Source organism: Candidatus Dependentiae bacterium (assembly GCA_026389015.1).
Lineage (GTDB): Bacteria > Babelota > Babeliae > Babelales > Vermiphilaceae > JAPLIR01.
In genome coordinates, this window is record JAPLIR010000006.1 from 33,205 (window position 1) to 56,400 (window position 23,196).

18 protein-coding genes, 1 tRNA gene and 1 pseudogene are annotated in these 23,196 nt (G+C 39.6%); 10 read left to right on the forward strand and 10 right to left on the reverse strand.

Features of this window, described 5'->3' with window-relative positions; all coding sequences use genetic code 11:
* Positions 1-3 precede the first annotated feature (3 nt).
* From NTX86_00275 to NTX86_00285, 3 genes are all read right to left on the reverse strand, one after another.
* The gene (locus NTX86_00275; protein ID MCX5921755.1) at positions 4-792 is read right to left on the reverse strand and encodes a mechanosensitive ion channel; all 789 of its coding nucleotides are present in this window, start codon (positions 790-792) and stop codon (positions 4-6) included.
* Positions 793-967: 175 nt separating this feature from the next.
* Positions 968-1,585, reverse strand: coding sequence for a hypoxanthine phosphoribosyltransferase (gene hpt / locus NTX86_00280; protein MCX5921756.1), 618 nt, complete (start codon positions 1,583-1,585; stop codon positions 968-970).
* Between the two features lie 86 nt (positions 1,586-1,671).
* Positions 1,672-3,417 (reverse strand): ABC transporter ATP-binding protein, encoded by a 1,746-nt coding sequence (locus tag NTX86_00285; protein ID MCX5921757.1) that lies wholly within the window; start codon positions 3,415-3,417, stop codon positions 1,672-1,674.
* Positions 3,418-3,721: 304 nt separating this feature from the next.
* Between NTX86_00285 and acs the strand changes: the two genes are divergently transcribed.
* From acs to NTX86_00300, 3 genes are all read left to right on the forward strand, one after another.
* Positions 3,722-5,656: an acetate--CoA ligase gene (gene acs / locus NTX86_00290; GenBank protein MCX5921758.1), complete on the forward strand. Its 1,935-nt coding sequence runs from the start codon at positions 3,722-3,724 to the stop codon at positions 5,654-5,656.
* A 46-nt stretch (positions 5,657-5,702) separates the two neighbouring features.
* On the forward strand, positions 5,703-6,386 hold the full coding sequence (locus NTX86_00295; protein ID MCX5921759.1) for a peptidase E: 684 nt from the start codon (positions 5,703-5,705) through the stop codon (positions 6,384-6,386).
* A gap of 86 nt (positions 6,387-6,472) precedes the next feature.
* Complete coding sequence (locus NTX86_00300) at positions 6,473-7,870, forward strand: hypothetical protein (protein MCX5921760.1); 1,398 nt, start codon at positions 6,473-6,475, stop codon at positions 7,868-7,870.
* Between the two features lie 85 nt (positions 7,871-7,955).
* Here the strand turns inward: NTX86_00300 and NTX86_00305 are convergent, their stop codons facing one another.
* A complete protein-coding gene (locus NTX86_00305) occupies positions 7,956-8,297 on the reverse strand; it encodes a hypothetical protein (protein MCX5921761.1) in 342 nt (113 codons plus the stop codon).
* A gap of 257 nt (positions 8,298-8,554) precedes the next feature.
* On the opposite strand from NTX86_00305, the gene NTX86_00310 reads away from it, so the two are divergent.
* The 3 genes from NTX86_00310 to NTX86_00320 all read left to right on the forward strand — a co-directional run bounded on the left by NTX86_00310 (position 8,555) and on the right by NTX86_00320 (position 10,098).
* A tRNA-Ser gene (locus NTX86_00310) sits at positions 8,555-8,642 on the forward strand.
* Positions 8,643-9,005: 363 nt separating this feature from the next.
* On the forward strand, positions 9,006-9,248 hold the full coding sequence (locus tag NTX86_00315) for a GIY-YIG nuclease family protein (protein ID MCX5921762.1): 243 nt from the start codon (positions 9,006-9,008) through the stop codon (positions 9,246-9,248).
* A gap of 631 nt (positions 9,249-9,879) precedes the next feature.
* A complete protein-coding gene (locus NTX86_00320; GenBank protein MCX5921763.1) occupies positions 9,880-10,098 on the forward strand; it encodes a hypothetical protein in 219 nt (72 codons plus the stop codon).
* 46 nt (positions 10,099-10,144) lie between these two features.
* On the opposite strand, the gene NTX86_00325 is transcribed toward NTX86_00320, so the two are convergent.
* From NTX86_00325 to NTX86_00340, 4 genes and pseudogenes are all read right to left on the reverse strand, one after another.
* Positions 10,145-10,648, reverse strand: coding sequence for a hypothetical protein (locus tag NTX86_00325; protein ID MCX5921764.1), 504 nt, complete (start codon positions 10,646-10,648; stop codon positions 10,145-10,147).
* 21 nt (positions 10,649-10,669) lie between these two features.
* Complete coding sequence (locus tag NTX86_00330; GenBank protein MCX5921765.1) at positions 10,670-12,898, reverse strand: hypothetical protein; 2,229 nt, start codon at positions 12,896-12,898, stop codon at positions 10,670-10,672.
* Positions 12,899-12,944: 46 nt separating this feature from the next.
* Complete coding sequence (locus tag NTX86_00335) at positions 12,945-14,717, reverse strand: cache domain-containing protein (protein MCX5921766.1); 1,773 nt, start codon at positions 14,715-14,717, stop codon at positions 12,945-12,947.
* Between the two features lie 43 nt (positions 14,718-14,760).
* Positions 14,761-15,362, reverse strand: a pseudogene (locus tag NTX86_00340) (Bax inhibitor-1/YccA family protein).
* Positions 15,363-15,544: 182 nt separating this feature from the next.
* Here NTX86_00340 and NTX86_00345 point away from each other — a divergent pair.
* Positions 15,545-16,219 carry a hypothetical protein gene (locus tag NTX86_00345; GenBank protein ID MCX5921767.1) on the forward strand — a complete coding sequence of 225 codons (675 nt, stop codon included), beginning with the start codon at positions 15,545-15,547 and terminating at the stop codon, positions 16,217-16,219.
* A 117-nt stretch (positions 16,220-16,336) separates the two neighbouring features.
* Positions 16,337-16,657, forward strand: a complete 321-nt coding sequence (gene trxA / locus NTX86_00350; GenBank protein ID MCX5921768.1) for a thioredoxin — start codon at positions 16,337-16,339, stop codon at positions 16,655-16,657.
* A gap of 4 nt (positions 16,658-16,661) precedes the next feature.
* Here trxA and cysS read toward each other — a convergent pair whose 3' ends face one another.
* Positions 16,662-17,996, reverse strand: coding sequence for a cysteine--tRNA ligase (cysS, locus tag NTX86_00355; GenBank protein MCX5921769.1), 1,335 nt, complete (start codon positions 17,994-17,996; stop codon positions 16,662-16,664).
* Positions 17,997-18,161: 165 nt separating this feature from the next.
* On the opposite strand from cysS, the gene bamA reads away from it, so the two are divergent.
* Positions 18,162-20,687, forward strand: coding sequence for an outer membrane protein assembly factor BamA (gene bamA, locus NTX86_00360; protein ID MCX5921770.1), 2,526 nt, complete (start codon positions 18,162-18,164; stop codon positions 20,685-20,687).
* Between the two features lie 89 nt (positions 20,688-20,776).
* Positions 20,777-21,994 (forward strand): MFS transporter, encoded by a 1,218-nt coding sequence (locus NTX86_00365; GenBank protein ID MCX5921771.1) that lies wholly within the window; start codon positions 20,777-20,779, stop codon positions 21,992-21,994.
* A 149-nt stretch (positions 21,995-22,143) separates the two neighbouring features.
* Here the strand turns inward: NTX86_00365 and NTX86_00370 are convergent.
* Positions 22,144-23,196 (reverse strand): collagen-like protein (locus NTX86_00370; protein MCX5921772.1); only part of this gene is annotated, 1,053 nt, incomplete at its 5' end.

Below are 23,196 nucleotides of genomic sequence, written 5' to 3' on the forward strand. Positions count from 1 at the left end.
AATCTATTTAATATTTGCTTTCTTAAGCTCATGATTAACATCGATAAGAAACTTAGTTTGGAAAATCCGTTCAGTTTTTGAATCTTTAATAATACATTTTGTTTTCATTGCAATAGAAACAATACCCGCAATACCTAGAACCTCTTTTGCTACAACAAAAATCTTTTGTTCAGTGTTAACATAAACACTTTCTCTGGCAATATTTTCAAGTATTTCTTTCACTTTAAACAAGTCTGATTCTGGACGAACATAAATATCAACAGTAGCCATCATCCCAAGCTCTCCTGCGCTGCTTGAACTCACAACGTCATTTAAAAAGCGATAATTAGGAATCGTAACAACATCTTCATTGAGAGTTAACAATTTTACTGATACTAATCCTATACTCATGATATCGCCATACGTATCTTGAAAGGCGATACGATCTCCAACTTGAAATGGTTTATCTATGAGCAAAACCAATCCAGCAATCAAAGATTGAAAGAGCTCCTTGGCACCCAAGCCAATAGCAACTCCCATGCTTATTAAAAAGCCTAAATACACTTCTTGGGTTGGTTCAAACACAATAACAATCGTTATGAAAAATCCCAGACAATAAATCATAAAATTAAGAAATGGCACCCACAATAAAATAGCCATTCTTTTGGTAGGAAATTTTCTTGTTAATAAAGCAGAAAAACCTCTAATTACTCTTGTAATGAGTGTAAGAATAATCAAAACCACTATAAAAATAATTACATCTTCCACAGCAGTTTTGGAAAGAAAGTTACGCAACTGATCTAGTTTAAGCATTGGTTCTCACATTAATAGTATGGTTATTAAACTTTTCCAATACAATAAACTATTCGAATCACACACTTCAATAGAAAAATTGATTTAGTGCAACCTCTGGCCATTGGGTGCTTTAGAACCAACCGTCACGAGACATATTGCGCCAACGCCACCAAAGAGGTCCTTCCTCATAACTCTATAACGCTTTATAAATAGCCCCAAGATGGCGGCCTTTTTGGGCATAGTCTAAGCCGTAGCCGACCACAAAGTCAGAAGCAATTTCAAAGCCAATATAATCCACCGGCACATGAATTTTAATGGCATCTTTTTTATAGAGTAACGTAGCAATTTTAATAGATGCTGGATTTAAAGCAGTGATATGCTTAATGATAAAATCCATCGATAAACCAGAGTCAATAATATCTTCCACAATAATAATATCGCGCACTGCAATTGAGCGGCTCACATCTTTTGACATGCGCACAGTTCCCGATGATTTTGTGTGATCGCCATAACTAGAAATTTGAATGAAATCGATTTCGCAATCAACGCCAGCCGCACGCACAAGATCAGCAAAAAACATAAACGATCCATTCAACACACCAATAAAAATGGGGCTTCTATCAGCATAGTCAATTCTAATAGCGCGACCAAGATCTTGAACTCTTGCATCAAGTTTTTCTTGCGAAATAAATTCAGCAAACTCTTTTTGATTCACGGTGCATGAACAATGAATATCTTGAGGCGCCGCAAATGTCACAAGAGCGAATAACATTAATGAGAAAGAAAAGAATGTAATAACATATTTTTTCATAGCAGATCCTTTGTTGAATAGAGTGTCCCATAAATAATAAAGGAAACAGTATAACAAAAAAAATCGACCTGGATACTATTTCATTCTTAATCTTGAGGCAGAAAGCCATCTAACTGCGCATCCCACAATTTTTTGTACATTCCGCCCTGCGCAAGCAATTCTTTATGCGAGGCATCTCCAACGATTGCCCCTTGATCGAATACTAAAATACGATCCATGTGCAATAACGTTGAAAGACGATGAGCAACCACAATAGTAGTTTTTCCTTGCATAAGATTCCACAATGATTCCTGAATCTTGCGTTCGGTAATTGAATCAAGCTGGGATGTTGCTTCATCCAACATTAAGATTGGCGCATTTTTGAGTATGGCTCGCGCAATAGCAATACGTTGGCGCTGTCCACCAGAAATTTTGGCACCACGTTCACCAACTGGTGCGTTGTACCCTAATGGCTGCTGAATAGCAAATTCATGCACATGAGCTTTTTTTGCAGCTTCGATTACTTGCTCGTCAGTCGCATCGGCTTTTCCGTAACGAATGTTTTCCATGAGTGTTCGGTGGAACAAACCCGGCTCTTGCGGAATCATGCCAATATTCAAATGCAAAGACTCTTGCGTCACATCTTTAATATCTTGTCCATCGATAAGAATTCGACCAGAAGTCACATCAAACAACCTCAAAATAAGATTAATGAATGTTGATTTGCCGCTGCCAGAATAACCCACAAGACCAACTTTTTGTCCCGGGCGTATGGTAATCGATTTATCCTGAAACAAAACTTCAGCATCTTTATAATGAAATTGCACGGCATCAAAAACAATTTCACCTTTGCTCACCCCTAAAGATGTAGCATTGGGTTTATCCTGAATTTCAAGCGGTACATAAAAAGTTTTGAGTGCCTGGTCTACTGCGCCCCATTGTTCGTTAACCGTGCGTACGTTTTCTGACATATGCCACAAACTATCAATAATCCACATATTAATAGACAAAATTAAAGCAAAGTCACCGGGCGTTACACTTCCCTGACCATACAAACGAATAAGAAGCAGCAAGCAAATCGTTTGATATAAGGCAAAACTAATCCCTTGGACAGAATAAAATTTTAGCAAAAACCATCGGCGCGTCGTTGCTGCTTCAAGATACTCACCTTGCACAACATCCAAAGCCTTTAATTCACGTTTTTTAGCCGCAAATAATTTTACTGTTAATATATTGCCAATCACATCTACAATATGCCCAACAATTTTTACTACTGCTTCAGCACTATTATTAGCCAAGTAGCCAAATCGATTTATTGTGCCAATCGACATTCCCACAATGAAAATTGACCAAACAAAAATAGCGATAGCAAACCAAATATGCACCTGCCATAACATGTACATGGCAACAATTAAGGCAAGCATATTGGTAAAGTAGCTCGTGATAATTGTTGAAATAATTTTTGGTGTATAGCTTGCTAAATCACTAATTTTTGCAGCAAGACCACCCGCAAAATGACTCTGAAAAAAACGATAATCATACTGTGTAATATGGTCGAGCATTGATTTGGCAATATGATTTTTTAAAGCCGGCTCGTACTTCAAAGCACACCAATCATGAAATCTCCACGCTATGGGAACCAAAAATTGCAACCCGATAAAGAAAAAAGCTATCGGCCATAACTGCGCTACGGCAGCAGCACCTGAAGACGTAGCTGTTATATTGGTCATAAGCTTTATTAGATAAGGCCTGAGCGATCCATCAATCGCATATAAAGTCATTACTAAGATAGGCCCAATCAAATAGAATCTGAATGGATAAATTGATTGCCACAAAAAACGAGTTACGCGCATTGCATTGCCCTTTCATTCCCCAAAGAAACATTGAATATTCCGCCATAGCTTGCTATGACCATGGTATATCCTAACAAATCAGGAGTTTACATGAAACAAATTATTACCATTGGTGGCAATAATGGACAATTCCTTAAGAAATAGAATGTAGAAATGACACGCAATAATCAGCATATAGATAATGGCGTCGATACATAATCTTTTTGCTCAATATAGAAACTCATACTATAGTTAATCACTCATAAATAAATTACGCATAATAAATGAGTCAAAAAATATAACCAAAAATAAGGAGATTGATGCGATGCTTAACCAATTTCCCGTTCTCTCTAACTTTAAAAAAAAATCATGGTGCGACCAAGATTTATATCGAGAAATGTACCAGCAGTCGATCGAAAATCCAGAAACGTTTTGGGCCGAGCAAGCCACTCGTATCTCCTGGATGAAACCCTGGACCACCGTAAAAAACAGTTCTTTTAAAGATGATGTTCAAATACGATGGTTTGAAGGCGGCAAGCTCAACGTCAGTGCAAATTGCATCGACCGCCATTTACCCACACGCGCCAATCAAGTAGCGCTTATTTGGGAATCAGATAATCAAAGCTCACCGCATGAGGAAATCACTTATCAACAACTGTATGACCACGTGTGTCGTTTTGCCAATGTTCTTAAATCAAATGGCGTAAAAAAAGGCAACCGCGTCACCATCTATATGCCTATGATTCCGCAAGCGGTGTATGCTATGTTGGCATGCACAAGAATTGGCGCCATTCATTCTGTTGTGTTTGGTGGATTTTCTGCTCAGTCATTGGCCGAACGAATTTTAGATTGCGATAGTGAGTTTCTCATTACTGCGGATGAAGGTGTACGTGGCGGAAAATTGATCCCACTCAAAGCCAATAGCGATGAAGCTCTACGACAATGCCCCAACGTCAAGAAAGTTTTTGTTGTGCGACATACAGGCAAAGAACTGCCGTGTACCGAAGGACGCGATGTGGATTATCACGAAGCTGCCTTGCAAGCATCAACCCACTGCCAACCTGAGGAAATGGACGCCGAAGATCCACTCTTTATTCTCTACACCTCAGGATCGACCAATAAACCAAAAGGAGTCTTGCATACCACGGGCGGCTACTTAGTCTATGCTTCATTAACACACCAGTTCGTTTTTGACTATCACGATGGTGATATTTATTGGTGCACCGCCGATGTCGGTTGGATTACCGGACATAGCTATATTGTATACGGACCATTGACCAATGGTGCAACAACCCTCATTTTTGAAGGCACCCCGACCTATCCAACGCCATCCCGTTTTTGGCAGGTAATCGACAAACATAAGGTGACTATTTTTTACACAGCTCCGACGGCCCTTCGAGCGCTGATGCGTGAAGGTGACGAGCCAGTAACATCAACCTCTCGAGCGTCGCTGCGTTTATTAGGCACTGTTGGAGAACCAATTAATCCCGAGGCCTGGCTTTGGTACCATCGGGTTGTTGGCCAAGGACGATGTCCTATTGTCGACACGTGGTGGCAAACTGAAACAGGTGGCATTATGATTACGCCACTGCCTGGCGCCATGAGTTTAAAACCCGGTTCTGCAGGCTTGCCATTTTTTGGCGTTAAACCAGAAATTGTGGATCTCCAAGGAAATGTCTTATTTGGTGCTTGTGAGGGCAATTTGTGTATTGAAAGTTCTTGGCCTGGACAAATGCGCACTATGTATAAAGACCACGCGCGATTTGTTCAAACTTATTTTTCAACCTACCCTAACAAATACTTTACCGGTGATGGCTGTCGTCGCGATAAAGATGGCTATTATTGGATTACCGGACGCGTAGACGACGTTATTAATGTGGCGGGACACAGGCTCGGTACCGCAGAAATTGAGAGTGCACTCGTGAGCAACACCAAGGTTGCAGAAGCAGCGGTAGTCGGATATCCCCACATCATTAAAGGACAAGGGATTTATGCCTACGTCACCCTCAAGACAAGCGTTGAACCATCTGAAGAACTACGCAAAGAGTTAATTGCAACGGTCAGAAAAATAATCGGACCTATTGCCTCGCCGGATATTATACAATGGGCACCTGGATTGCCTAAAACTCGTTCGGGTAAAATAATGAGACGATATTTGAGAAAAATTGCAGCCAATGAGTATGAAAATCTAGGCGATACATCTACGTTGGCAGACCCTAGTATTATTGAAGAATTGATTAAAAATCGTATGAATAAGTAAGACTAAAACCTTGCTATAGCAGCATAAACTGTTAGGATATAGATATATGAGTACAAAAAAACAAATAATTGCCATCGGTGGCAATGGTCTATCAAAAGACAGTCCTAAACTAGAACAATACATCATTGCACAGACAAAAAAAGCGAACCCAAAAATTTGCTTTTTACCTCAAGCAAGTTCAGAATCCAAAGAATATATTATCCGTTTCTATGACACCTTTGGTTCACTTGGCGCCAAACCCTCAACACTTTCGCTTTTTGGCCGCGTAAAAAATGGTTGGGAACAGCATCTACTCGACCAAGATATTATTTATGTTGGTGGTGGCAACACCAAAAGCATGTTGGCCTTGTGGCGGGCGTGGGGCGTCGATAATGTATTGCGCCAAGCCTATGAACAAGGCACGATACTTGCTGGCGTCAGTGCCGGCGCCATTTGCTGGTTTGAGCAAGCGGTGACCGACTCGGTATGGCCACTTGGCATTATACCAGGTCTTGGATTTTTAGAAGGCAGCTGTTGCCCGCATTATGATTCAGAACCAGAACGTCGGCCAACCTATATAGAAAAAGTAAATTCTGGTATAATCATGCCAGGAATTGCACTGCAAGATTATGTTGCCGCGCATTTTATTGATAACAAACTCGCGCATATGATATCTAGTAAAGATAGCAGGCAAGCGTTTTATGTTTCAGCAAACAAAGAAGAAGTCATTAACACCAGATCTCTCTCATAAAGGAACACCAGTGAAGCAATGCCTTATATCGTAAATTAGTTATTTGAATCATATTTTTCATCACTTTTACCGAAAGCATTATTATTATGATGTCCGCTACTATTAAATACTTTTTCCCCGATTTACATAAAGAAGAAATTCGTAAATTTGGCCTCTTATCTATCACCGGCTTTTTTGTTATTGGCACCTACTGGTTGCTCAGACTTTTAAAAAATACCATATTCTTTAAAATTGCATTTCCAGTAGAACTTGGCTGGCAAGATCACCAAGGTGCTTTATTCCAACCATTAGCAAAATTCTGGTCCCCCTTCATTGTTTTAATCACCGTATTGGTGTACTCCAAACTGATCGATCTCTTTAAAAAACATCAATTGTTTTATATTATTTGCTCTTTCTACGGAATTCTTTTTGCATCTATTGCAAGCGTAATCTTCGTTAAAGAAGTTTATGGCGTTCATGCATTAGGCAAAAACTTGCTCGCTACTGTAGGCTGGGTAAATTACTTTGCCGTTGAAAGCTTTGGATCTTTGGTCGTTGCGTTATTCTGGTCCTTCACCAACAGTATTAGTACCACCGATGGCGCAAAAAGAGGTTTCCCTCTGATTGTAACCTTTATGCAAATCGGTGCTATTGGTGGATCTGCACTCTTACTTTTCACTGAATCTGTTGGCGCTATGTGGCCATTTATTTCCTTATCAGCAGCGTTTATGTTTATCATTGTCGCTATGATTTGGTACTTTATGCGTACAACACCAGCAGACGAGCTTGTTGGTAACAAAGCAGCTGCCGCAACTGAAAAGAAAAAAGAAGGCTTCATTGAAGGGTTTACCGCTGGTCTTACGCTATTAGCATCTCGCCCATATTTGCTCGGGATTTTAATCATCTCAACCTTCTATGAAGTATGCTCACAAATTATCGACTATCAAATGCATTCACAAGCTACACGCTTGCCAGAATTTGCTTCCGAAGCAGCTTTTAGCCGCTTTGAAGGTGTTTTTGGTGTTAGCTCTAATGCTCTATCATTCTTCATTGCTCTTCTTGGTACCAGCTACATCATCAAACGTTTTGGTGTACGTATTTCATTGGCAATTTATCCAGTGATTTTTGCATTAACCATTAGCTCATTGCTCATGTTCTTTTACAGTGGTCCAACAAGTATTAGTCTTTTATGGGCTACCTTTGTTGCATTCATGATCGTCAAATCTCTTGGCTATGCACTCAACAATCCGTTGAAAGAAATGATGTACATTCCAACCAGCAAAGATGCGAAATTCAAATCTAAGGGTTGGATTGATATGTTTGGTGGTCGTTTTTCAAAAGCTGGTGGCGGAAGCATCAACAGCTTCTTCAAACACAACTTATCAGAACTTATGGTCTACGGAACATTCATTAGTCTTGGTATTATTGGCATTTGGCTTGGCGCTGCGTTCTACGTTGGCAAAAAGAATGCACAACTCATCAAAGATGGTGAAATTGTACAGTAACACTACGGTAAATCAATTACGCTCTACAAACAAAAAAGGCACCAAAATTGGTGCCTTTTTTTATCTCTAAGAATAGAGAACTTAATTACTCAGCGTCTACATCAGTTGAAGCTTGAACGTTTGCAGTTGTCGCTTTTCTTGATGAAGATCTTGAAGTTCTAGATCTTGTTGTACCACAGTTTCCACTACGGCAAGATTTCTTCACTTTAACAACTTTTTTCTCGGTGCATGGCGCTAAGTAAGCTTGCTTAAACTCAGCTGGTACCAATTTAGGACAAACTGGGCATTCGCAGGTTCTTACTTCTGGTACAACCGTCAATTTACCTGGTTTTGTACAAGGTGCTTCACAGCCACCGCATCGTGCATCAAGTTGAACAGCTGAAACAACTGCCACCAACGCAACTACTGATAATAATAATTTCTTCATACGATTCTCCTTCGTTATGGTTTTTACTCTTCACCACAGCACGAACCATTCGTACTTGGTATTTAATGCTTACTTCAGCATCTTAAAATCATACTAACACAAAGAAATCATAGAAATCAATAGTTTTTTTCAATTTGAATTAAATTGGCATTGAAAAATCGATTGGGACGATCTATTGATAATCAAAAAAAAAGCATTATTTCTAAAAGTTGCGTTATTACACCAAAACGAGTAGAATTTATGTACATTTCAGTTTTGGAGAGGTGGCAGAGTGGTCGATTGCGGCGGTCTTGAAAACCGTTATTCCGAAAGGAATCGAGGGTTCGAATCCCTCCCTCTCCTCCAACCTTCGCTCTTACGAGCTCCGGTTGGCGCGGCCAGTACTTAAGGATTCTTTACTAGATTAATATCTATCGCAAAAGCGAAGGTTGCCCGCCGAAGTTTTAACGTAGGCTGGGCTTATTCGAAATACACAAAGATTCAAGATTTACGAACTGCTAAACAATCTATGTTTAAAGAATTTTAAAAAAATCAGCTTCAAATACCTTCGCTCTTACAGAGCTACGGTTGGCGCGGCCAGTACTTAAGGTTTCTTTACTAAATTAATATCTATCGCAAAAGCGAAGGTTGCCCGCCGAAGTTTTAACGTAGGCTGGGCTTATTCGAAACTCACAGAATTCAAAAGTCTACCGAACTGCTAAATGATCTATGTTTTATGTTTATGTGCTTCGCTCTCTCGCTTTTCCTGAGCAAATATATATTGGCTACACCTCTGATCTAAGAAACAGGTTATTGGTGCATAATGATTCTCGCGTTCCTCATACTTCTAAATATATACCATGGGAATTCATTTCATTTTTTGCTTTTAAAGAAAAAATGAAAGCTATCAATTTTGAAATTTACCTGAAAAGCGGATCTGGCAAAGAATTTCTAAAGAAGCGCCTCATATAACCTACGCAGGGCTTCGTCTGGCTAACGCCATTACTTTCAGAAGAAAAATCAACTTAAAATGTTTTATTGCGAAAACGGGCCCCATCGAGCCATGTGAGATGGGTAAAAGACTGCCCGACATAGTCCGAGGCAGCTGAAAGCGAAAACGGAAATAGCCGTAAGGCGACGACGGGCTTATTTTTTGATTGGTCTTATGCATATTTCCTTCGCTCTTACGAGCTACGGTTGGCGCGGCCAGTTTCTCTGATGACTTCACATTAATCATAAAAAAACATTGCTAGAACTAGCGTAGGTTGTCCGCCGAAGTTTTAACGTAGGCTGGGCTTATTCGAAATACGCACAATCAAAGAACTATCAAACTGCTACTGAAATTCATGTTTAAAAAATTATTAAAAAATCAGCTTCAAATACCTTCGCTCTTACAGAGCTCCGGTTGGCGCGGCCAACTTCTTTAAAGATTTTAACCTTATCCATTAAAAACTTATTTTTTCCCTGATCTTATCTAAAAAAACAACTTTCTTTCTTTTCCCTATTGCTCCTGAAAAAAATGTGATATCTTCCACTGAACATGAATAGAAAAAAGAATTATATTGTTTTTTTGATCATATCACACCATAAAAAAGGGAATTATATGAATCCAGCAGCAGCAGAATTAGTAATCGCGGCAATAATTTTAGCCCACCCTAACCAACTGCCTGAGCAAAAAATAGAAGTTAAATTGTATCCAGCCACCCATATTACGCAAAAAAAGAGTGCTGCCCTGCAATCAAAGATTTCAGGAAAAGCACCCCATACACAACCAATGAGAAAATATTCTAACCAACAACAACGAAACAGATCAGGCAAATAAGAAAAAAAAATGGATTGTAATAAAATCTAAAACAGTAATGATGTTGTTACATGTACAGCATCATTACTGCCATTGCTGCCATTAAAAGATCTTCTAATAACGTTACAAACGTCACCGGCATTTCAGCCATTATTCCCATACAACCACATTTGGCATCTACCTTATTCCACAATGCATGTGCAACGCCAGCTGAACTGACAAGCATTAAGGCTAATACCGTCCAATTGACCAGCAAAAGCTGCCAACGAAACATATAGGCAACGCCAAGCCCTAATTCAATAAAGGGGTACCCCAAAGCGTATGGTCTACAAAGCCGAGCAACAAGATCATATTTTTCGAATGCATCAGCAAAACAACATAGATCCATTACTTTAAACGTTCCTGCCATGAGAAACATGATACCCATAAAGTCATTCATCCAATCATGAGTATGCGTAACAAGATGATCATGTCCAACAAATAAGAACTGCTTTGCAATAGTCAGTACTATTACCGCCGCATACATTTTGATAAGCGGCACAAATTTTTCTAAAGAATATTTTTCATCCATTACTCATCCTTTAAAAATAGATTAGAAGTTAAAATACGCCGATAAAATAAATCGAATAGAGTTAATTGGCTGCCCATGGTTTACTGCACCATATTCATTAGTAAACACATTACCAAATGATGTTTGTGTACATTCTACTTCTGCACTAAACGTCATTGGAGCAACAAGCCATTTAATACGCGGTGATACAGTCACCGTATAATCTATATCTGATGCATATTTAAAAATGACAATCTCACGGAGCGATTTGATACTAACAGAGGCTTTTGGGTTAGTTGGATCATGTACCGTAATATCATCCACATATGGCCACAATTTATTCTTAAAGCCAAGATTTTTAACAAATCCTATATACACTCCTGGGGATAATTTTTGATTCGTTGAAAAATCTGCGGACAATGACACCAACCTTGCTGGATCATAAAATCTTAGAATGTTTTTAGTTAGTGGTCTTTGTGGTTGATCACCCAATATTTTGGCCACCTCGCTTGTGCAAGGATCAACAATGCCAAAGCCTCCTAGTGGATGTGATAAACTTGAACCTACAATAAGTTTAGCTTTGGTTATGAGACGTTCAAACTCAACTTTTGCAAATGCCATGATGGAAAAACTGGTAACTCCTCGCTTGGTTGCTCCAAAACGATTAGAATAAAATGTTATACCTGGACTTGGGGACCTTGTCGATTCATTGTGAGATTTTGCCTGACTATCTGACGATCTTACTTGCGTGTTTTGTGACCTTATCGGAGGAACATACGACGGGGTATCGAGAATTATTGGAAGAAGCTTATCAATATCAAGTCTCAAATCGTTATCTTCAAAAAGGCGAGGCTGTTCTGTTTGAATATCAGCAGCAAGAGCAAATATATGTTTTTTAAATTGTGCACGACCTTGAAAATGGAAATTATACCATGTGGGATTCTGAAATTGTTCAGGAGAAATTCCAGAATTCTGCCGTGCTTTGTTATCTATATTGGTTAAAACAGCCATAATTAATTTGAATTCTGGTATCACTTTTTGCGTAACCCGGATTTGAAACAATCGGTTGTTTGGATCAGCAACAGCTCCTAGAATAGTAACGCGATCACGAGCAACAGAAACCTCAGGATCTTGGTCTGGATGCCATGTTTGCCCAAGCAATAAAATGGTTTTTTGCCACTCTAAATACATCGTAGCGTGAACAAGAAGAAAACCCGCGGTTTTTATACCGATACCCGGGTCAGTTGCTTGAACATAATTACTTTGAAATGGAGAATAAAATTCAAAAGAAATATCGCCCGTCAATGACGCATCCAATACTTTGGGTCCCGTAATCAGAGAACCCATGTGAGCATGTAAAAACGTCAAAAATTGAGACCGATCATTAACGTCACGGTTATTAGAATCATAACCTGGTTGAACGGGTACTATAAATGGTTGGAATTCTTGTAATATCGCTATTTGTCTGGTGACGTAAGAAGCCTCTGTTTGAATATAGCCAAAAGGCGTAAATTGAAAGATTGTTCTTTCTGCACCAGACGCATGCCAACCATGAGCACTTTTAAAAGCTTCACTCTCAAAAACAGAATCTTTAACTGCAGGCGGAGCACCATGGCTCGCTGCCGCACCATGATCAGCCGGCGCAGCCGGCGGAGGAGGTGGTGTTGCATGCCAACCATGAGCACTTTTAAACGCTTCGGTTTTATAAAGATCATCTGAAGCACTCGCTGGAGCACCATGACCTGCCGTTATAGCCTGGCGAGCTTTAGCAGCAGCAAGCTCCGGAGTACTGACCAATCCATGACCACCGGGCGCAGGATAGGCAGCACTCAAAACAGGCTCAATCTTTTTCAATTTTTTTGTGTAATAAAGAACACCACGCTCTGCCATTTTTTGGCCTTTTAGAGCTTGGTTGAGCTCAGGGGTGCCTTGAATACCTTGTTCACGATAGAATGCTAATTTCTTGTTATAGCTATCGGCCAACCCTCTATTCAGATGAATAATACGTTGCATTCTTGGTGCCACAGAATCAGCTGTAGCACCAGGCTTGAGCGTTTCCAAGAGTCTTTTTAATTCTACGAGTTCAGTTTCTGCTTCCTTAATTTGCTTATCCATAGCATCAATATCTGATTGTTGCAAAGATGACTGAGAAGGCACTACGGCATCAACATTACTCAACAAAGATGCTGTTGCTTGATACGCCTCACTACATACAGGTGAAACAACGATACCAATCAAAAACAACCTGTATAAAAAAACTCCCGCTTTCATGCCTCACCTACTCCGATCAGCAACACGTATTATGATATATGCAACATTATTTATAGTAGCTAGAGCCAACAATATAGGTCTTTTCACCCTTTTTTACTGAATCTATATAAGCGACTTTTGTTGCACCATTTGCTTTATACTTCACCGTGCTTGCACCTTGCTGTATCGTATCTATAAATTGTTGAATGTATGATTTTCCATCATCATCTTTTGCATCTTTAAGGTTTTGCCAAATGTAATCATACGTATCGCCGTAGGCATAACAAAGGCCCGTGGTATCGAAAACAAATACGTTCAAATCACCACGAATAAATTTGCCATTAGCTTGCGTAAATTCTGCAAATGCTATTTCTTCTGTATTACTCTGCAGCAGACTCGCAGCACTTTTTACTAAAAGAGACATTGTTTCAAATTTAAAGGTAGGAAATACTCCGCAACCAATAACATATTTACCAGTACCCATATCAACCATTTCTACATACGTTGATTCAAATGAATTCTTGGTTTTATAATCAACCCAACCGCCACCTTTTTTTGCTTTTTCAATCAACTCACGTACATAATATCTGCCATCGTCATCTTTATAATCATAATGATTAGCTTTAACAAAACCCGATCCATCTGCCAAAAGTGTCCCTTGTAAATCATATACCACGAGGTACAAATCGCCGTAACGGTAGTCATCATTCGCGCGTGAATTAAAGTCATCGGCCGCTACACTCAATCCTGCAGTCTTCATTCGAGTGTAACCTTTTTTCACTAAATCAATTGCTTGATCACGAGTGCCATCTGGATAAAAACCACAGGCTATAAAATAGTTGTTTCCTTTGGCATCAACAACACGTTCGGCATATGCTTTTTTGGTCGCACGCTTTGATTGATACGTAATCCAAACGCCTTCATTCGGCGTCTCTTGTAATCTTTTAATAATTTCTTGGTTGATCAACTTACCATCAGAGTCTTTATAGTCCCAACTGCTACCGCCAATTAATTCTGGGCGATCGCCTTGCGCCACAACAATACCTTTAAAATCAAGCGCGTAGAGGTATAAGTCACCTGAAATAAATCTACCTAATTTATAGCTAAAGGTACTGAATGCTTCTTCCTTTGGAAGTTTTTTTGCTTTGTAATCATTGAATAATGCAACAGCACCTTTTACAAAATTGACCGTAGCATCTTCTTTGGAATGTGGATAATAACCAGAACCGACAACGTACGTCTTTCCATCTTTCTTGAGCTCTTGCACATAAGAAACTTTTGTGCCATTGCGCCATTGATAGACAATTTCACCACCGCCATTCTTTGCCTTATCAATAAAATCTTTTACAACAGTCGTACCAAAAACATCGCGCAGATCGTAAAGATTTTTCCATACAAGGTCGCCTTGTTGGCCATGCGCCAAGCAAACACCCTTGTCATCAAAAACAAATAAGTAGAGCTCGCCCTTCACAAAATCTCTGGTATGCGTAAATTGACTGAACGCTACACTTGGTTCATTGTTTTTCAAGAACTCAATACCTTTTTCAACAAGCTCTCTTGTTGCTTTCTTTTTTGCTTTCGTATCAAACGGCTCTTGTTCATTAGTTATTACGATGGCATCATCGCCACGCGTTACTGTTTCAGTAACCGTTCCATCTTCTTCTGTTGTTGCTATATCAAGGGGTTCGTTAACGTCTCCTTCGATATCCATGGCATAATTAAGATCTACAATTTTTTTCTTAATTTTCGTTAATTTTTTTGGACGATAAGCATCAACGGTATTAACCGAAAATCCTGCGCAAGACACAATAAACGCGAGTAATAGAACTTTTTTATTCATCATAATTCCTTTTTTTCAAATACTTACTTTTTACTTCGTTCAATTAGTCTTGTCTGCGGCCAGTAAAACGCAATAACAACAAGAATAGATTAATAAAATCAAGATACAAAATCAGCGCGCCAAGAATAGCAATCTTACTTTTAACTTCTTCATTATCACCAAGTTGATGTGCCATAAGTTTAATTTTTTGTGTGTCATACGCCGTTAATAACGTAAAAGCATCATCAATAATACATTGCCCATGGCAGTCAGATCGGCTCTGGTAAAAAAGCCATAAATGGACATAATGCCAAACATGCCAGCAGTAATTAAGAAGGTAAGATAGATAGAACCTAAACTATAAATAACAAAAATAGGAGCAAGTGTTAACGCAACTGACGCCGCGTAAAGCAAGAAGCAACCAAGAGCGGTTGCAAAATTCATACGTAAAACAAAAGCACTTAAGCCAATGACTAAAGCAAGCTGCGCAATAAAAAGACCAATTAAAAGATAGGGGTGGAGCATCAATTGCTCTAAATAACCTGGCGTCCTTGCAAGATAAAAAGCAAGTCCGGCAGTCACCGCAAGTCCAACAGTCATCCAACCATACACCTTATACATGAAGCTTGATAAGCTCTCTTGTGCGCTATAGCTCTCATTATACATATGCTCTCCTTATTTTTTTTAATGTAAACTATGTGGACAGCATATAAACAGATCAACATTTGTTCAACTTTTTTTATTTATGCTCAAACGCCTCTCACATTTAATGCTTGCATAACTACTGCTTATTGCATATATACTTTAATCAGTATTCATATCTATATCATGTATAAAAAGGAGCATTCATGAAAAAAATGAACATAATGGCAACATATCTTTTATTGTTGCTACCAACTCAAATATTTGGAGCTGGGGCGCAAGAAACATCCACTGGCGGACGCAATCGAAATCAAATTAATTTTGAAGGCATATTAACAACACAGGAAGGCAACATCTATCAAGTAGAACAACTTAGTTTTAACAGACTCATTAAACAAATTCCTGTATTTGAAATGCCAAACGAGCAAGCAAGCACTTTAAACCCCGAACCTTCTAAGAAGGGCATGATAGAATACATGCTTTCAGAAAATCCCGAAAAAAAATTCGCTGTCTTTAAAATTGACCTTGCTGAAACAAAAACAATAGAAGCACCAGAACCAAATAGGATATGGAACTACCAAACAAAGCCTGGAAAAATCGCAAGAAGGTACATCAAAATAATAGTCACTGACAACGCCGGCAAAACTGACTCGTACTTAGTAGAAAATACCAAAACACTCTATTGCGCAGAAAAGACACCTGCAGGTCCTAAAGAATTAGAAATAAAAATGCCTGCATTCAAAAGATTAGAAATTACCGGATACTCTAAAGAAGAGAACGAAAATGACAAAAAAAACAAAGCAAAACAAAGCAAAACTCCTGCCGAAAAAAAAGCTTCTAACAAACAATATGGACACTCAGAAAAAATAACAAAGGCTTAATGAGTTACTACTTTTGAACGGAGCAAAGCCAATAGATTTTTTACTACGTTGCTGCTATAGTTAATAACTTGTTAAAAACAGTCAAAATTTTAAAAAAATTATTGTAAAGGAGCCACAATGGCAATTGCTATTACCCCAGAAAATTTCGAAAAAGAAATTGCTCAATCAACCAAGCCAGTCATTCTTGACGTGTATGCCACCTGGTGCGGACCATGCCAACAAATGATGCCCGTTGTTGAAGAATTGGAAAATGAATTAGGCAATACCTATAAATTTGCCAAACTCAATGTTGATGAAGCCCGAGAAATTTCAATTAAGTATGGCGTCACCTCAGTACCAACTTTCATCTTCATTAAGAACAATGTCGTTAAGGGCAAAGAAACTGGCTACATGAGCAAAGAAGAGTTACAAGAAAAAATCGAAACATTACTCGCGTAATCGATCACTTCTTCTTATCTTGCACTTCAAAGCCTAGTGCTTTTAATTGATCTCGAATTACATCAGCTCGTGTCCAATCTTTTGCGACACGGGCTGTTTCTCTTTCTGCCAAAAGCTGTTTAATTTCAGGTGTAACAATAGCTTCTTCAACCGGTAAGGGTTGTAGACTTAATCCCAACACATTTTGTAAGAATGCTTTTACACTGCATGCTTCGTGCGCTGTGCGTTGTAACTCGCCCAAGTTCTCAAACACTACACCAAGCATGCCGGGAGTGTTCAAATCGTCACACAAAAATACAAGCATTTTTTTGACAATCACTGATTCATGAACTGTTGCCGCATCAACATCTTGCGCAGTATACTCTTGCAATACACGGCATAATTTTTGATAACTTTTTTGTACCGCCTCAATATCATCAAAAGAAAAATCAAGGGGTGATCGATAATAATGATTTAAATAATAAAAACGAACCACCATGGGATCAAACTTAGTAAACACATCACGTAAGGTAAAAAAATTACCCAACGACTTTGACATCTTTTCTTTATTAATACGCACAAATGCATTATGCATCCAATACCGTGCAAATGGTGCACCGAACAATCCTTCTGACTGTGCTATTTCATTTTCATGATGAGTAAAAATCAAATCCATGCCGCCGGCATGAATGTCTATGTGCTTGCCTAAGTAATGTGCCGCAAGAGCCGAACATTCAATGTGCCAACCTGGACGGCCCCAACCCCATGGACTTTGCCAAAATTGACCCTCTTCTTCACTTTTCCATAAAGCAAAATCAAGAGGGTTTTTCTTTTTATCATTAGCCTCTACACGTGCACCAACTACTAATTCATCTAATTTTTGTTTTGAGAGCATGCCATACGCTGGAAATGCTGGAATATGAAAATAAACATCTCCATCAACCACGTATGCAGTACCATTATCCACAAGCCCCTTGATAAATTTTATAATAGCCGGAATCGAATCTGTTACACGAGGTTCATAAGTTGGGACAGTGCAATTCAACTGTGCCATGTCGTGCGTAAATGTAGTAATATAACGTTGAGCTACATCTTTATAATCCTGCTCATTGCCTGTCTCTTTAACCGCTTTACTGAGTAATTTATCATCGATATCGGTAAAATTTCTGCAATATTTCACGTTATAATTCAAAAAATTTAACAACCGATACAGTACATCAAAAATAACGTACACGCGCCCATGGCCAACATGCGCATAATCATACGGCGTAATGCCACAAACGTATAAGCGTACGTTATTGCCTTCTAGTGGTGTAAAAAGCTCTTTTTTGCCCGTTAATGTATTAGTAATTTTTAACATTGCTCTCCAGAGAATAAAATAATAATCATGCGTAGTTGTTTGTTTGATATCTTACAACAAATAACCAATGCTCTCTAGTCAATTTAAAAAAAAAGAGTATCTTATTGATCCATGAAGTAAACAGTGCCTTTAAACGCCACGGCAACACATGCCAGGAGCTTATCAATGAATTCTCTACGCAATAAAAGATACAAAAAATATGTTTTAACCGCCCTTTTATCAAGCATTTTGTGTACGACGTTTGTTATTTATTCAACGTCAACAGAAGATCCTACAAAACTAGAGTCTCAACGATCAGACACTGGTTCTCGCAAAATAAATGCTATAACGGTTCTTGATAATAAATACGTAACCGCTGAAGCAATCATTAGCCATGTGCCTTTTAAAGTAGGGGAACAATTCGATCCGCGTAAAAAAAGCACTCTCATCAAAAATATTTATGATGGCCTTAAACGATTCAAAAACATCAGTGTCTATGGCGAGAATATCGGTGACGATTCATTAAATCTGTATATCGTCGTTGAAGAAAAAAAATTATTAAAAAACGTTATCTTTGAAGGCAACAAACAACTGTCCGAAAAAGAAATTAAAGAAAAAATAAATTTCACCGATGTACCGGCAATTGATAAAGGCGAGTTGAAAAAATATGCCCAAGACATCAAAAAATTGTATCTTGATAAAGGCTACCACCGTATTGATATCGACACTGATTTAGACATCACTGGCGACCAAGCAACCGCAATATTCAAAATCACAGAACATAGCAAATCACTCGTTAAACAAATACATTTCAAAGGCAACAAGAACATCTCCAGCAAAGAATTGCGTGGCATTTTATATACACGCGAAGACTGGGTTCTGAGCTTTATGGATAAAGCCGGATCATATCATCCCGAACGATTAGAAGCTGATAAACAGATGATTGAACAGCATTATCAAAATCATGGATACCTCCAAGCAAAAGTTGCTGATATTGATATTGATATGAATCCCGTCAACAGCAACATCATCCTCACCTTTGAAATTCAAGAAGGCGATCTATACACCATCAATGAAATTAAAATTCCTACCCCTGAAGACCAGGTGATTCCTGAAGCATATTTGCTTTCGCAAATTCCTATCCGTCCAGGCGATCATTATTCACGAGAAGCAATTGTTGAAGCAATGAAGCGTCTTGAATTAATTTGGGGTAACCAAGGATATGTCTTTACACACATCGATCCATCAATTCAACCAGATGAAGAAACAAAAACGGTCAATCTAGCCTTCTACACCGAACTGGGTAATAAAGTATTTTTAAATAAGATCACCATTAAGGGTAATAAAAAAACAAGAGACCCTATTGTCCGTCGAAGATTGTTGCTCGAAGAAGGCGCATTGCTCACACAATCGCATATGGATGCCTCAAAAAGTCGCGTCGAAGCACTCGGTTATTTTGATCAACGAGATGGCGTTAACTGGAAACTCATCCGCGTAGGCGACGATCAAGCAGATCTTGATTTAATACTTAAGGAAACAAAAACCGGACGCTTCCACTTCAAGCTTGGTTTTGGCGGCGCAGGAGCAGATTTAAGCAATCCAACTTCAGGCATGTCAGTCGGAGCAGAATTGGCAGACACCAACTTATTTGGTAAAGGCATTCTGTTGAATCTTGAAACCAACTTAGCCAAAGAACAACAAAGTTTTAACTTCCATCTTGCACAACCATGGCTTTTTGACAAACCAATCTCTGGCGCCATGGATATCTATCACAAACGTCCTACGTATGATGACTTTAGAAACGCTTCACCAATCCACGAAAGACTCACCGGTGGCGCAGTAACATCTGGTGTCTATATGCGCAACAGATTTATGGACGACACACAAGTGTTATTCAGTCTTGGTGTCGACAATGTGCGTTATCAAAACCAATCATTGAGCAAAGAAGAAATTAGAAAGATGAGGGAGAATAATACTCCTATCGAACTACATACAACATTACCTTTTGGCTCTCCAGAAGCACGTGCCTTCCAAACAATTCTTAACAAAGAATTTTCACCTGGCACCTATCTGTGGTTTGCTAACAACCTTGAGCAAGATACCCGTAACCATCCAATGCATCCAAGCCGCGGTCATAAATGGCGCATAAGTAATCGATTCGCTTTCTCGGTAAAAGATAGTGCCATAGGATTCTATAAATTCGACTTAGATGGTACCTGGCTCACACCACTCATTGGTGAATATCTTTTAGTCTTCAAGCTTCATGCACATTTTGGATTTGTAACACCATTTTCTAATCACATAGTGCCGTATGGTGAATTATATAATATAGGTGGACCTGCTAGTATCCGTGGTTGGTTATTCGGACAAATAGGCCCTAAACTTGCCGGCGATTCTATCGGCGCCAAAAAAGCTATGTTCATTAACGCAGAATTAGTCTTCCCTATTACTCCCGATTTTAACATGAAGGGTGTATTCTTCTACGATGGTGGTTCAGGTTGGGATAATCCGTACGCCTGCTGCATAGATGTACCAGTAAATGATAATAACTTCAGCTACCGTCACGCGGTTGGCTTTGGTATTCGCATGCTCAACCCTATGCCAATTAAAGTTGATTGGGGCTTCAAGCTTGATCCACGCAAGAACAGACTCGATCCTCGAAGAAGTGAAAGCGCAAGCGAAGTACACTTTGGTATGACCTACGATTGGTAATAGTACCTTAACTTGCTTTAACTGTTTGTTTTAGCCATACAAGAATGATAGCATCCTCTATAATAACCAAACTATTATAGAGGATGCTTATGTTTATACCCAAATGGCTTAACCGTAATATTATGGCACTCGGCGTTGTCAGCCTTCTGGCAGACTTATGCTCTGAAATGGCGACCGCAATATTACCCACATTTTTATTATCCATTGGCGGATCCGCCGCAACACTCGGCCTCATTGAAGGCCTATCAGAAGCTTCAATCAGTTTCATAAAAATTTTTTCCGGATGGTATAGCGACAAGCTCGGCAAACGAAAACCATTTTCCGTCATTGGCTATTCTTTAACATCAATGGGTGTTGCCGTATTTGTAGTCGCAACACAATGGTATCATGTGCTTGTCGGTCGGCTCGTTGGACGCTTTGGTAAAGGCATCCGAGAACCATCCCGCGATGCACTTTTAGTAGAATCAACACCACCACAATTTTATGGAAGAATGTTTGGCTTTCATCGTGCCATGGATACTGTTGGTGCAATCTTGGGGCCATTACTCGCATTAGTTTTCATTAATCTTGTTGCATTACGTTGTATATTTCTCATCGCACTCATCCCCGGCATTCTTGCCGTGATAACAGTAATAGTATTCGTAGAAGAATCGCCACATTTACACTCGTTGCAGATGCCAATTATAAGCAGCATCCAAACACTCCCAACACAGTTTAAACAATTTTTAATTGCCGTACTTATTTTTGGCTTAGGAAATTTTACACACTCACTACTCATCATGCGCATCACGCAATTGTTAACCCCAACACAAGGCCTTGTGGCTGCCGGCACTTTAGCAATCATTTTTTACACACTACACAATGTAATCTATGCCGCGTGTGCGTATCCGATTGGTTATCTTGCAGACCATGTTAGTAAAAAAACGGTTCTCATTAGTGGCTATGGACTAACAGCACTCACATCACTGGGCTTCATGTTAAACACAACCAATATGATATTCATTGCTGCACTATTTTTATTGGCAGGAGTTTCCATGGCAGCCACTGATGCAACAGAGCGAAGCATTGCCGCTGATTTACTGCCTGCCGACAAACGAGGTACCGGATATGGCACATTGGCCATTGCTACGAGCATTGGCAGTCTTACCTCTAATATTACTGTTGGTTATGTATGGACCTATGTTTCACCCCAAGCTGGCTTTGGCTATAGCGCATTGCTGTGTTTATTAGGAACTTTACTATTAATTATAATAAAATTACCAACCAACGTTACACCACAAAAAAATATGCATAATATTTTAACGTGATATATAAAATACCAGCGCAATCTTCTAGGTAATGACACCAGACCATCGTCAGCAGTAAGATTTATTTTTTAGACAGACTCTTGATAACAATAGTTTTTCAAACTACAGAGCACTCATTGAAAGCACTCTGTAGTTTGAAAAAAATTAGATCAACCAATTTTTGTTATAATCAACGAAGCGTTGGCATACGAAATGCTGCCTGCAACAGCCGCATTCAGTGTGTGCCCGCCGCCTAAATCCTTTAATTTTAATGCACTGCCTGAAGATTCAACATCAAACATAAATGATGCATTAATCATATAAGAGGTATACGACCCGATAAGTGGAGTCCCATCAACATATGCACTTCCTGGAATTGCAGTACCAGCGTACTCCATATACCATGCATTAGGTATACCACAATCACAAACTTGACTGGTAGCACCTACACTCACAGAATATTGCACCAAATAACGTCCCGATTCATTTATGGTAATACTATCTGTTCCCGTCGCAAACGCAAAAGGTGGATTGGTAATAATAGCTGCCGTATCGAATGTAACATATCCGCCGTTCGAGACAGTTTGCATTGATGTATTATAAATAAATAATGATCCAGAAACGGCATTTATACCTGCAGCACCAGTCGCACCAGTTATGCCGGTTGTTCCGGTCGTACCCGTCGTTCCAGTTTCGCCAGTAGTACCCGTTGCGCCTGTTGCTCCGGTCGCACCAGTGCAACATGGACCCGTTGCCCCAGTCTCACCCGTTGTTCCTGTCGTGCCGGTGATTCCCGTCGTGCCAGTTGTACCAGTGGTTCCCGTACGTCCCGTTGTTCCCGTCGTTCCAGTAGTTCCTGTACGTCCTGTTGCTCCGGTGATTCCCGTCGTTCCAGTAGTTCCAGTTGTACCTGTCGTACCTGTTTCACCTGTTGTTCCCGTCTCACCAGTCGTACCCGTTATACCTGTTTCACCTGTTGTTCCTGTATCGCCTGTCGTTCCGGTGATACCGGTTTCTCCTGTTGTACCCGTGGTACCTGTTTCACCCGTTGTTCCTGTCGTGCCGGTGATTCCCGTCGTGCCAGTTGTACCAGTGGTTCCCGTACGTCCCGTCGCTCCGGTGATTCCCGTTGTGCCAGTTGTACCTGTTGTACCCGTTTCTCCTGTCGTACCCGTTATACCGGTTTCTCCTGTTATACCAGTCTCGCCTGTCGTTCCGGTGAT